This is a genomic window from Catenulispora rubra (assembly GCF_015356825.1).
Taxonomy (GTDB): Bacteria; Actinomycetota; Actinomycetes; order Streptomycetales; family Catenulisporaceae; genus Catenulispora; species Catenulispora rubra.
In genome coordinates this window covers 1-13,157 of sequence record NZ_JAACYW010000008.1, presented here as the reverse complement: position 1 = coordinate 13,157, position 13,157 = coordinate 1, and the positions used below count along the sequence as shown (strand labels likewise).

Here is a 13,157-nt window from a genome sequence, read left to right as displayed (position 1 = left end):
TCGGCCGTGTTCATGGCCCTCGCCGTCGTGTTCGGTCTGTGCCTGCCGGCTTTCGCCGCGGCAAGCGCAGGCGCGACAACGGAATACCCGGGCCTCGAAGCCCAGTACGGCCCCGCCACGGGCACCGCCGGAGGCAGCGACTGGACCCTGGGGCCGGTGAAGAACACCATCGTCGACCCGAACATCGACTTCTCGAACCTCCTGCCGCGCCTGCAGCAGTTCGCCGGCGGGCCCACCGACGCCGGGATCCAGTGGAGCGGCGTCATCCACGTGCCGACGACCGGCAGCTACACCTTCCAGTGGTACGGGGACAACGGCTTCCGGATGACGATCGACGGCAACTCCGTCATCGACCACTGGGTCGACGACTGGAACGTCCCGATCACCGCCACCGTGAACCTCACCGCGGGCGAGCACGCCTTGCAGGCGCAGTACTTCCAGGACTTCGGCGGCGCGTCCGCGCAGCTGTCCTGGGCTCCGCCCGGCCAGTCGATGACGCCCGTCCCGGCCTCGGCCTTCACGCTGCCGCCCGGCTACGTCCCGACCCTGACCGACGCCTCGCTCTCGACCGACGGCACGCAGGTCCGGATGACGTTCAGCAAGCCGCTGGCCGCTTGGCCGTCGGCGGCGACCAGCCATCTGAGCGTCGGCGGCTTCCCGATCTCCTCGGCGGCGCTGGACCCGGCCGATCCCGCGACGCTCGTCGTCGCCCTCGGCGGCCCGCTCTACAAGACCTGGACCGATCTCACGATCGGCTATGACGGCACCGGCGGTGCCGCCTACGCCGACGGCTCGGCTGTGCCTTTGTTTTACAGCGGTCTGGCCAACACCTCAACGGCCAACATGACCACGCCGTGGGCCTCGCAGGTCAACCCGGACAACCCGCTGCCGGACTACCCCCGCCCGCAGATGACGCGGCAGCGGTGGCAGTCCCTCAACGGCAAGTGGGGCTTCGAGGGCTTGCCCGCGAGCACCGGCGCGACCGACGTCCAGAAGCCGCCGGCGAGCACCGTGCACCTCACCGGCTCGATCGTCGTGCCCTATCCGATGGAGTCGGAACTGTCCGGTGTCCAGCAGCACTACGACTACTCCTTCTACCGGCGCACGTTCACCGTCCCCGCCTCGTGGCGCGCCGACGGTCAGCGGGTCGTGCTCAACTTCGGCGCCGTCAACTACCAGACGACGGTCTGGGTGAACAACGTCCAGGTGGCCACCCACACCGGCGGCTATCTGCCCTTCAGCGCCGACATCACCGCGGCTCTCAAGGGCTTCGGCCCGCAGCAGATCACCGTGGGCGTCACCAACACCGATGCGCCCAACCAGCCCCAGGGCAAGCAGCAGATCGACCCGTCAGGGATCTTCTATACCGCGTCGAGCGGCATCTGGCAGACGGTGTGGCTGGAGCCGACCCCGGCGAAGCGGCTCGACCAGGTCGTGTTCACCCCGAACCTGCCGAACGCGCCGAGCACCGCGAACGCCTCGGTCACCGTGGACGCCGTCAGCAGCACTTCGGCCGGCGGCTGTGTTCACGTGACCATCACCGACGGCCGGCGGACCGTGGCCGAGGGCACCGGGACGGCGAACACTCCGTTCACCATCCCGCTGGCTAATCCGCGGCTGTGGTCGCCGTCCGATCCGTTCCTGTATCGCGCGACGGTGACGCTGACCGACGGGTGGTCGTGGGACCGGGTCGGCTCGTACTTCGGCGAACGCACGGTGAGCACCGGAAAGGTGAACGGGGTCAGCAAGATCCTGCTGAACGGCACGCCGACCTTCGTCGACGCCACGCTCGACCAGGGGTTCTGGCCGGACGGCATCTACACCGCGCCGACCGACGCCGCCCTGAAGTGGGACGTCACCGAGACCAAGGCGATGGGCTTCAACGCGATCCGCAAGCACATCAAGGTCGAGCCGGCGCGCTGGTACTACGACGCGGACACCACCGGGATGCTCGTGCTCCAGGACATGCCGTCGATGAGCGCCGGCTACACCCCGACCCCGGCGGACGACGCCGCGTTCCGGTCCCAGCTGCACCAGATGGTCCAGGACCTGCGCGGGGAGACGTCGATCATCTCGTTCGAGCCCTACAACGAGGGCTGGGGCCTGGACCGCAACACTGTCTCCAACGCGGTCAGCGAGGTCAAGCTCGCCGCCGCGCAGGTGCACGCCGACGACCCGAGCCGGCTCGTGGACGCCGAGTCGGGCTTCAACTGCTGCGGCAGCGTGAACACGGACACCGGCGCCGGCGACGTCATCGACTGGCACACCTACACCGGCCCGGCCGACCCGCAGCCCGACACCGCGGACAACCGCGCCGCCATCGACGGCGAGCACGGCGGCTGGGGGCTCGCGATCCCGGCCCACGACTGGGATCAGGGCTTCATCAACTACGCCGGCGCCGCCGACAGCACGCAGCTGACCCAGAAGTTCGTGCAGACGGCCGACGCGGTCCGGGTGGAGGCCCAGTGCCAGCTTTCCGGAAGCGTCTACACCCAGCTGACCGACGTGGAGGGCGAGGTCAACGGCCTGTGGACCTATGACCGTCGGGAACCGAAGATGGACGTGTCCCAGCTCGCGGCCGCCAACGCCAAGGTGATCGCGGCCGGGAGCAGTGCCGGTGACTGCGGCCAGAACGTCGTCAGCAAGGCGGGCCGCTGGCCGCTGGCCGACGGATCCGGAAGCGTCGCCAAGGACACGTCCGGCAACGGCGACGACGCGACGCTGCCGAACGGCGGCGCCTGGGCCACCTCCGGGCCGAACGGCGGCGGGCTGCAACTGAACGGGACCGACCAGTACGCGCAGACGCAGGGGCCGCTGCTCAATAGCGGCGGCAGCTACACCGTCGCGGCGTGGGTCAATCTGTCCAAGAAGGGCGCGTTTGCCACCGCAGTCAGCGAGGACGGCACGGTGAACAGCGTGTTCTTCCTGCAGTACGACGCCGCCGACGACCGGTTCGCGTTCAGCAACGCGAACGCCCGCGCGGTCGGCAACAGCGGCCCGGGCGGCGGGCCCCCGGCGACGGGGACCTGGTACCACCTCGTCGGGGTCCGGGACGCCACGGCGAACACCATGTCGATCTACATCAACGGCACGCTCTCCGGCACGACGACCGTTTCGCCGGCGGACATGGCGACCGGCGGGCTCGCCATCGGGCGCGCGAAGTTCGGTGCGCAGCAAGTGGACTTCTGGCCGGGGAGTCTGGACGACGTGCAGATCTTCCCGACGGCGCTGACGGCGGGTCAGGTCTCTGCGTTGGGCTGACGGAGCCGTAGTCAAGTCACGGTCGTGACGCGTCGGCCAGACCGGTCGGCGCGTCACGACCGTTCAGCGGTGAGCGGCCTCGGTGGCCTCCGCGGACTCTTCGGTTCAGGGGCCGGTGTGGGTGTAGGGCGCCCACAGGCTCGGGCTGGTCGGATGCTTGGCACGTACGGTGCGTACCGCGTGGTGCAGGGCTTCGGCGGCACGCTTCGAGTTCAGCGTGGTGCCGTCCTCCGCGAGTCGGGTGTAGACATCGACGGCCAGGTCGGCGGCGATGAGGTCGTCGACCGGCCAGAGGCTGCCGATGACGTGGCGGTAGCCGAGAAGATGGAACGCGCCGGTCAGGTGCAGCGCCTCGTCGGCGAGTTGGGTCGCGGTGACGCTGGTGTTGCAGGCGGACAGATAGGCGAGGTCTGCACTGAATTCGAGCTGGACCAGGTCGGCCACGGTCAGGGGCGCGGTCTCGTGGTCGGCCAGGAGTAGCCGGCTCTGTCTCGGGCGCGTGCGGTCCGCGTGGCCGTGGCACGCGAAGTGCGCGATCCGGTGCTTCGGCAACGCGTCGAGGGCTTCGGTGCGTGTGGGGTTGAACAGCACGTGCGCATCGGGGAGCAGGGATATGAGAGCACCGGCTTCGTGCTCGGCTCCTTTCAACTGCGATACTCCGGGGGCGTTGGGAACGGCGATGATCAGGGGCGTGCCGGCGGGTGCATCGCCGGGCTGACCGGTCGGTCCGGCGGCAGCATTGGCGGCGGCGCGCAGTGCGAGCAGCGTCGGAGTGTAGGAGGAGACGACGCGGTCGAGGACGGTACGTCGGCCCCCGGGACGGTCGGCGGGGTCGTCGTGGTGACCCGCAGCGTGCAACGGCAATCCCGCGGCCACACCGACGGGGCACCACCAGATCCTCGGCCACTCTGCGGTGTCATCCGTGTTGTCGCCCGGGGTGGCTCGATATCCGAGCGCGGCCAGCACCGGCTCGACGATCGCGTCCCACTGCCAGGCCAGGACCTGCAGGATCTCCTGCTCGGCATCAAAGTGCTGCGACGGGCTCAGATCCCGACTGGTCGCCATCTGCCTGGCGTTCCAGAGCTCCACGCTGTGCTCGACGGCTGCGGCGTGGTCCATGCCGGGCAAGGGAACGTGCCGGACGGTCTCGACCGCGTCGCCGGTGACGATCAGCGCGTCGCAGCGTTCGGGCGTGCAGGTCACCAGGACGACCGGGCCCGCCTGAGCGCACGCGGCCAACTCGGTCAGCCCGGGGCGCAGAAAGCCCTCAAAGGTTGGCAGAGCTCGAATTTGCCCGAGTATGTCCTCGATCTTCGAACGAATCTCATCACGCTGCTGCGCCACGTGCTGCTTGGCAGCCGCCGACGCGAGCACCTGCACCTCGGTGACCGACGTGGCGTCGGGACCCTGAGCAAGTGCGGCGAGTGTGCCGCGCGCCGAATCAAGGCTCTGAGCCAGCTCGGGGTGCGCCGCGCGCAGCCGGGCCGACTCGCCGCCGCGCAGGGCCAGAGCTTCGGCGACCAGTACCCCGCGGGTGCGTTCGAGCAGCTCCACCGCACGCTCGGGCCGTCCGGCGGCGAGCGCGGCGGCGGCAGCCTGCGCGGGCAACCCGTCAAGACGTGCCATCCGGGATTCCCGGTCCGAGCGGACGAGAGTGGCCGGTGCGAGGTGCTCGATCAACTCCACCACGCGTTCGATCGCCTCCAGCGCCGCATCGGCCGCGCCCGCAGCGAGATCGAGACGGGCTTGCTCGCGTCCGGCTTGGATCCGTACGAGCGTGGAGGCGGAGGCGAGGTCGGTAGCCTCGCGGAAACGGCTTCGCGCCTCCTCAAGGAGGTCTGTGTTCGTGTCCTGCTCCGCTGCGACGGCCTGCAACGCGAGACCAAGATTGCACAGCCGGGAGGCACGAAGCGGGTCGTTTTCCGGCGTCTTGAGAGCCACCATCCGCAGCGCCGCGACAGCGACCTCTCCGATATCCGGCCGCTTGTCGGACTTGAAGATGGCCAGTGCCGTGGCTGCGAGGTTGCTCAGGATCAGCAGACGATCGGGGTGGTCGGGAGGAACGAGGGCTTCTGCTTGTGCGAGGTAGGTATACGCGAGGGAGAAGCCTTCCCGCATACCGGTGTGCTCGGCCAACAGCATCGCGGTGTGAGCGAGGTCGTTGAGTCTCCCGACGCGGTCCGGGTGCCCTTCCGGGGTCGCCTCTAGCGCCTTGAGCAGTACGCGGCCTGACTCGCCCAGCGCCGTCTCCAGACCAGTACTCTGATATGCCGTCCGCAACACGTTGCCCAGTGTGACCAGCACGGCGCCACGGTTGGCCAGGTCCTCGGGCATCGCCTCCACCGCCATCCGCGCGTGGGCGACGGCCTCCAGTATCGCGTCCGAGCGCCCCGTGGTCTCGAACTGCCGTTGCAGGGACGTCACGAGATTCGTGGCCCGAACGACATACGCCGGGTGGCCCGAAGGCGTCGCCTCGACCGATTCCCGTCCCACCTTGACCGCCTCAGCGAGCAATTCCTGGTCCCCGGTGCGTTCGAACGCTTCCCGCGACGCGATGCCCAGATTGCTGAGATGATCCGGCCGCATCGTGTCGCCGCCCGGCGTCGCGGCCACGGCGGCCCGCCCGGCAGACACCGCTTCGGCGAGCACTCCGGTCTGCCCGGTGTACTTGTAGAGCAGGCGCGCCATGGCACCGAAGTCGCTGAGCATCGAGGCGCGGCGAGGATGGTCCGCCGGGATAGCCGCTACGCCGGCTCGGCTCAGATCCACCGCCTCAGCCAGCACCTCCACATCTCCCGTGCACTCGGCCAACCGATACAGCGCAGTTGCCAGGGTGCTCAGCCGGGTACCCCGTTCCGGGTGGTCCTCGGATGTGGCAGCCACGGCCGCCCGGCCGGCTTCGATCGCCTCATGCAGCACTGCCTTGTCCCCGGTCCGATCAAAGAGGTTCCGGAGCACATTCACAAGATTGGTCTGCCGCTGCGCCCGATCCGGATGCTCCGCCGGCATAACGGCAACGGCGTTCCGACTCGCGCTGACTGCTTCGTGCAGTACTGACAACTCCCCGGTGCGTTTGAACAGTCGCTGCAGCGCTTCCCCGAGATTCGTCAGTCCTGCTGCACGATCCACGGGGTCCTTGGTGGGGACGCCGTCGGAGCGCCGGTACATCGCCAGCGCTTCATCAAGCGCTTCTACTCGGCCGGTGCAGTCATATCGAGCCAACGACACGTTCCCGAGCAGAGTCAATTGCGCTGCATAGAAGGTGTCGTCGGGGCCCGTGCGAGCCAAGGCTTCGCGGCCGAGTTGTTCCGCCTCGTCGAGCAGCTCGACCCGACCGGTGCGATCGAACAGTTGCTTGATGCACATCCCGGCAGCGGTCAGCACGATGGCGCGCTGCGCGTAGTCGTGGGGCAACATGGCCACCGATTCGCGGAAGCATTCCGCCGCCCGTTCGACGAACTCAGTTCGACCGCTTACTCGATACTTCTCCTCCAGCCGGACGGCCTCCTGGGCGAGTGCGATCGGGTCGGTCGGCGGGTCCTGATCCGTTGCCATGCACACTCCTGACGGACCCGCGCCGAACGAACCCCGTGGGCACAGGCCGGTAGCTTGTCGCTCCGATGATGCCGCTTGTCAGGCGAATACGACCAGGGAGTGCTGGTCGACTGGTCCCTGCCGCCGCTGGCGTTCGACACCGTCCAGCTGGTTCGGGAGGGCGGCACGCCGACCACGCTCGCCGAACTCGCGCGAGGTGGCGGCGCCGTGGTCCTGATCGACTGCGCCGAAAAACCGGTGCATGAGCTGCCCGAGCGTGTCGTGACCGAGCTGGCAGAGCTTCCGGACCTGCTGGTACTCGGCATCCACCCAGACACTGCCGGCTCCGGCCGCATCGGCGAACGTACCGTGGAAATCCTGGCCGACCCGACCGCCGGCCTGGCCCGCGCCTACGGCCTCACCCCGGACAAGCTGCACGCCGTCACCTACCTCAACACCGAGGGCGGCTTCCGCGGCGCCGCCCGCCGGGACTACGCGAAGTTCAGACATCTGCTGGCCGACGAAGAGTGATGAGTTGGCATGTGCCCGAATTATCCCCATGAGCGCCCTGAAACATCGGCGTCACGCTCTGGACAGCGGCTCTGCGGCGCACTATACATACCCAACACAAGGGAACGCTCGATCACATAACTCATCAACTTTCTTCACAATCGCGCGACGCGCTTCTTGGGCGGGAATGACGCATGAGACTTCGGGTGAACAGTCCGTCGCGCCTTCGGCGCACTGGCCGCACGCTGGCCGCAGCCGGCACTGTCATGGCTCTGATATTCGGATCCGTCGGTGGCGCGCACGCCGCCCCGACACAGAACACTGATGCCACACCGGCGGTGACCGCGGCGAACTCGGCGACCACAACCCCCGCCGGGACTCCGCACACCGTCACCTACGACGGCTACTCCTTCCTCGTCGACGGCACGCGCACCGCCCTGTGGTCGGGCGAGTTCCACTACTTCCGCCTCCCCAGCCCCAGCCTCTGGCTGGACATCTTCCAGAAGATGAAGGCGGCCGGCTTCAACGCCACCTCCCTGTACTTCGACTGGGGATACCACTCGCCGGCGCCGGGGGCCTACGACTTCACCGGCGTGCGGAACGTCGACGAGCTGCTGGACATGGCGCAGCAGGCCGGCCTGTACGTGATCGCGCGGCCCGCCCCCTACATCAACGCCGAGGTCGACGGCGGCGGCCTGCCGGCCTGGCTGGGCACGAAGAACGTGCACAACCGCACCGACGACCCGGCGTTCCTGTCCTACGCCGACCAGTGGCTCACCCAGATCGACGCGATCCTGGCCCGGCACCAGCTCACCAACGGCACCGGCACGGTCATCGCCTACCAGGTCGAGAACGAGTACTACAACGGTTCGGCGACCGGCCAGTCCTACATGCAGCACCTGGAGGACAAGGCGCGCGCCGACGGCATCACCGTGCCGCTGACCGGCAACAACAACGGCACGTTCACCAGCGGCGCCGGCGCCCTGGACGTCGACGGCCCCGACTCCTACCCGCAGGGCTTCGACTGCTCGAACCCGAGCTCGTGGAACGGCGTTCCGGACATCAGCTACGACCACCCGGCCGGCAAGCCGCTGTATTCACCGGAGTTCCAGGGTGGCGCCTTCGACCCCTGGGGCGGCCCGGGCTACGACAAATGCGCCCAGCTGATCAACGATCAGTTCGCTGACGTCTTCTACAAGAACAACATCGCCAACGGTGCGACCGCGCAGAGCTTCTACATGACCTACGGCGGCACCAACTGGGGCTGGCTCGGCGAGCCCGAGAACTACACCTCCTACGACTACGGCGCGGCGATCCGGGAGACCCGGCAGCTCGACCCGAAGTACTACGAGGACAAGCTGATCGGCTACCTGCTCGCCGCGATGCCGGACCTGACCAAGACCGACCGCATCGAGACCGTCGCGCCGAGCGACAGCACCATCATCGACACCGCGCGGCGCAACCCCGACAGCAGTGCCCAGTTCCACGTGCTGCGGCACTCGGACTCGACCTCGACCGCGGTGGACAACACGCACATCGCCATCGACTTCAACGCGCGGCTGGCCGGCCAGTACACCTACGACGACACCGATCCGACCCTGCAGTACGCCGGTTCCTGGTCGCACGTCGCCAACCAGAGCTACACCGGCAGCGACTACAAGAACACTGAGTCGTTCTCCAACGCCGCCGGCGACACGCTGACGATTCCGTTCACCGGCACCGCGATCCGCTGGATCGGCTCGAAGACCAACAACCACGGCTACGCAGACGTCTACCTCGACGGCGTCAAGCAGACCACCGTCGACTGCTCCGGCGGCCAGAGCCAGGCCGTGCTCTACCAGGCCAGCGGCCTGAGCGCGGGGTCGCACACGCTCAAGATCGTCGTGGACGGCAACCACGCCTCCGGCTCGACCGACAACTTCGTGTCCGTGGACGCCATCGACCTGCCGCCGGACGCGAGCAGTCCGACGTACCCGAGCGTCCCCCAGGAGCCCGGGACCGCGATCACCCTCAACGGCCGCGAGTCGGATCTGCTGGTCGCGGACACCAAGCTCGGCGACTCGCGGTTGCAGTACTCGACCTCGCAGCTGATGAGTTCGATGACTTTGCAGATAATACAGACGCTCGGCGGCCGTGACGTCGCGGTGCTCTACGGGGATCAGGGTACTGACGGCGAGACCGTGCTGCGGTACACCAGCCAGCCGACCGTCCAGAGCAGCGGCGGGCCGGTCAAGGTGACCTGGGACGCCGCCAGCGGCGACCTGCGGCTGAACTACAAGCACGACGGCCTGACCCGGGTGACCGTCAGCGGCGGCGGCTCGCGGCCACTGCTGCTCCTGCTCGCCGACAAGCCGACCGCTGAGACCTTCTGGACTCAGAACACTGCCACGGGTCCGGTCCTCGTGCGCGGCACGCACCTGCTGCGCACCGCGACCAGCCTCGATGGCGGCCGCGTCCTCAGCCTGACCGGCGACAACGGCACCGACCCCGGCATCGAGGTGTTCACCTCGGCCGCGTCGGTGGTCTGGAACGGCCACGCCGTCCACGCCAAGGCCTCCTCCACGGGCAGCCTCGTCGGCACGGTCGCCACGGCCGCAGCCGTCACCCTGCCGGCGCTCACCGACTGGAAGGTCCAGGCCGAGTCGCCGGAGGCGCAGCCCGGCTTCGACGACTCGACCTGGCAGGTCGCGGACAAGACCACCACCAACAGCGCCACCGGCATCGGCTCGCTGCCGGTTCTGTACGCCGACGACTACGGGTTCCACACCGGCAGCACCTGGTACCGCGGCAGGTTCACCTACTCCGCGGCCGCCACCGGCATCCATCTGGTCTCTGATTCGGGAGGCGGCGCGCAGGCCTTCTCGGTCTGGCTCAACGGGACCTTCCTCGGCAGCTCCACCAACGGCAGCGGCGACTTCACCTTCCCCGCCGGGTCTTTGAAGCAGAGCGGCGACAACATCGTCTCGGTGCTCACCGTGAACATGGGCCACGAGGAGGACTACAACTCCAGCAACAACAACACCTCCGCGCGCGGCCTGACCGGCGCCTCGCTCATCGGCTCCGCGCTGACGTCGGTGACGTGGCGGCTGCAGGGCGTCCGCGGCGGCGAGCAGGAGATCGACCCCGTGCGCGGTCCGCTGTCGGCCGGCGGCCTGTACGGCGAGCGTGCCGGCTGGCAGCTGCCCGGCTTCGACGACGCGTCGTGGAAGCCGGTGAGCCTGCCCGCGAAGGACACCACCCCGGGCGTCGCCTGGTACCGGACGAACGTGAACCTCGAACTGCCGAAGGGCCAGGACACGTCGGTCGGTCTCACCATCACCGACGATCCGTCGCGGAAGTACCGCGCGGAGCTGTACGTCAACGGCTGGATGGTCGGCAACTACGTCAACTACCTCGGTCCGCAGCACAGCTTCCCGATCCCCAACGGGATCCTGAAGACCGACGGCACCAACACGATCGCGGTCGCGGTGTGGAACCTGGACGGCAGCACCGGCGGGCTCGGCAAGATCTCGCTCACCGACTACGGCAGCTACGCGTCCTCGCTGAAGGTGAGCACGGTCGACAGCCCCCGCTACAACAGGGCCACCTACGCGATGCCCGAGGCGCCCGGCGTGACCGCGAGCCTCCAGGTCCCCGACACCGCGCAGCCCGCGACCGCCTTCACCGCCACCGAGACCGTCTCGGTCCCGGCCGGACGGTCCCGCGCGACCGGCCTCACCCCGTCGCTGAACCTGCCGACCGGCTGGACGGCCAGTGCGCCGAGCCCGACGTCGATCAGTGCCCTGAAACCCGGTCAGTCGGCGACGTTCATCTGGACGGTGACGCCGTCGGCGGGCAGTCAGGCTTCAGCCTCCGCGCTCACCGCGACGGTCGGCTACACGCAGAGGGGCAAGGCCGGCGCGGCGAAGGACGAACGCATCATCGGCTACTACGTGCCGCCCTCGGCGGGCCGGGACTATGTCAGCGACTTGCCGTTCATCGGCGCCACCAACGGCTGGGGACCGGTCGAGCGCGACATGAGCAACGGCGAGCAGGCGGCGGGAGACGGGCACACCATCACCATCAACGGCGCGACCTTCGCCAAGGGCCTCGGCACGAACGCGGTCAGCGACGTGAAGGTCTACCTCGGCGGCCACTGCACCGCCTTCACCGCGTCGGTGGGCGTGGACGACGAGACCGCCGGCGCCGGCACCGTCACCTTCAGCGTGCTGGCCGACGGCGCGACCCGGACCACCACACCGGTCATCCGCGGACACCAGGCGGCGACGGCCTTGTCGGTCGACGTGACCGGTGTTCAGGTTCTCGACCTGGTGGTCGGGGACGGCGGCGACGGCAACGCGCACGACCACGGGGACTGGGGAGGGGCGCAGGTCACGTGTAGTTGAGACAGTCGTTCAGGACGTTCAGGACGTTCAGGACGTGGCGCGGACGCCTTCGCCGGCTCGCGCCGCGTCCAGGACGACTGACTCCAGCGCGAGCACGAAGGACTCCACCATCGGGGCGGTCATCGCGTGCGTGTCGACCTCGACGAGGAGCTCGATCGCGTCCGGGGCCTCGTCGACGGTCACCATCAGCCGCTCGTTGAACAGCGGCAGCGGCTCGCCCCAGACCGGGGTGCCCGGCGCCGACGAGGGCTCGATGGCGTCCTGATCGGGCTCCGAGCCGAGTCGGCGGTCGTTGAGCACGCAGCCGATGTCGACGACGACGCCGCGCTCCCGGTCGACGCGCTGCTTCAGCGCCTCCCACTGGACCGGGTCGTAGTAGGCGTGCTTGGAGCCGAGGACCGACGCGCGGGCGGCGCGCTCGACGGCGACGTCGAAGGGCACCTCGGCGACGTCGAGCTGGAGCAGGCCGTTCTGGCTGACCGGGTGGATCGCGGCGGCCAGGCCGGGGCGGAACCGGTTGCTGACGATGGTCTGGGTGAGCACGGGGTGCACGCCGGTCGTCCGGGCCAGGGCGACGGCGTAGGCGGCGAGCAGCACCGGCGCCGTACCGCCGCCGGTGCGGGCCGCGACGGTGCGCGCTGCTGCGAGCAGCGCGGGGGACCGGAACGTCAGTTGGCGGTAGCGGGGACCGTCGTCGGCGTCGGGGACCACCGGCCCGAAGCGCTCGGGCTCGGCCGCGCGCAGCAGCCGCTCCCAGTATCGCAGGGCACTGTCGCTCTGTCGCTGCCCGCCCGGCGAGTCCTGCCAGTCGGCCAGGCCCGTCGCCGGAACCCCGGCCGGCGGCTTGGCCTGCACGTCGGCGGTCCGGTCCCAGGCGCTGAGGTCTTCCATCATCACCGCGACACCGCCGGCGTCGGCGGCCAGGTGGTTCAGGACGACCACGACGTGCGTCACCGTCCCGCCGTGCCGGACCGCGGCCAGCCGCATCGGCCACTCGTTCTCGTAGTCGAACTTCGTGCCCTCCCACCGGTCGGCCAACTCCTCGGCGGCGCGCGCCGGATCGTCGGCGTCCGGCACGTCGAGCACGAACAGCTCGGCCTGTCCGGACCCTGCGACCACCTGCGTCGGCCGGCCCTGCTCGTCGAACACCAGCCGGCTGCGCATCGACGAGTAGCGGCTGAGGAAGAAGCGGAGCTCGCCGGCCAGATCGTCGACGGTTTTGGCGCCGTCCAGGGGCACGACGGCGCGCAGGCTCTGCGAGGTGTCGGTGGCCACCATCGCGTCCCAGATCTGCCGCTGCCCCCAGGTCAGACCCCCGGTTCCGGAGCCCGGTCCGGCGAAGGGGACGACTATGCGGTCGTTCACAGGAGCAGCGTTGTGTACGGGTGCTGTGTGCGTCAACTCGGGCCGAGGCGCGGACAAGCCTTTGGATTTGCGGTGCTTGTGACTTGTGCATGGGTATCGGGG

Annotated in this window: 5 protein-coding genes; 3 read left to right on the top strand and 2 right to left on the bottom strand. The window is 69.1% G+C overall.

Going from position 1 to position 13,157, the window contains the following annotated elements:
* The first annotated feature begins 12 nt into the window (after positions 1–12).
* Positions 13–3,261: a LamG-like jellyroll fold domain-containing protein gene (locus GWK61_RS04500; protein ID WP_194905241.1), complete on the top strand. Its 3,249-nt coding sequence runs from the start codon at positions 13–15 to the stop codon at positions 3,259–3,261.
* 105 nt (positions 3,262–3,366) lie between these two features.
* On the opposite strand, the gene GWK61_RS04495 is transcribed toward GWK61_RS04500, so the two are convergent.
* Entirely contained in the window at positions 3,367–6,816 is a 3,450-nt protein-coding gene (locus GWK61_RS04495) for a CHAT domain-containing protein (protein WP_194905239.1), read from the bottom strand.
* A 75-nt stretch (positions 6,817–6,891) separates the two neighbouring features.
* On the opposite strand from GWK61_RS04495, the gene GWK61_RS04490 reads away from it, so the two are divergent.
* Together GWK61_RS04490 and GWK61_RS04485 are read left to right on the top strand one after the other, a co-directional pair.
* Complete coding sequence (locus GWK61_RS04490; protein WP_194905237.1) at positions 6,892–7,326, top strand: hypothetical protein; 435 nt, start codon at positions 6,892–6,894, stop codon at positions 7,324–7,326.
* Between the two features lie 245 nt (positions 7,327–7,571).
* A complete protein-coding gene (locus tag GWK61_RS04485; protein WP_194905236.1) occupies positions 7,572–11,690 on the top strand; it encodes a beta-galactosidase in 4,119 nt (1,372 codons plus the stop codon).
* A 27-nt stretch (positions 11,691–11,717) separates the two neighbouring features.
* Here the strand turns inward: GWK61_RS04485 and GWK61_RS04480 are convergent, their stop codons facing one another.
* On the bottom strand, positions 11,718–13,055 hold the full coding sequence (locus GWK61_RS04480) for a condensation domain-containing protein (RefSeq protein ID WP_194905233.1): 1,338 nt from the start codon (positions 13,053–13,055) through the stop codon (positions 11,718–11,720).
* Between the last annotated feature and the right edge of the window lie 102 nt (positions 13,056–13,157).

Bases quoted from the DNA above. Each gene is read 5' to 3' on its own strand.
- GWK61_RS04500 (WP_194905241.1), top strand. From the start codon at position 13: ATGGCCCTCGCCGTCGTGTTCGGTCTGTGCCTGCCGGCTTTCGCCGCG.
- GWK61_RS04495 (WP_194905239.1), bottom strand. From the start codon at position 6,816: ATGGCAACGGATCAGGACCCGCCGACCGACCCGATCGCACTCGCCCAG.
- GWK61_RS04485 (WP_194905236.1), top strand. From the start codon at position 7,572: ATGGCTCTGATATTCGGATCCGTCGGTGGCGCGCACGCCGCCCCGACA.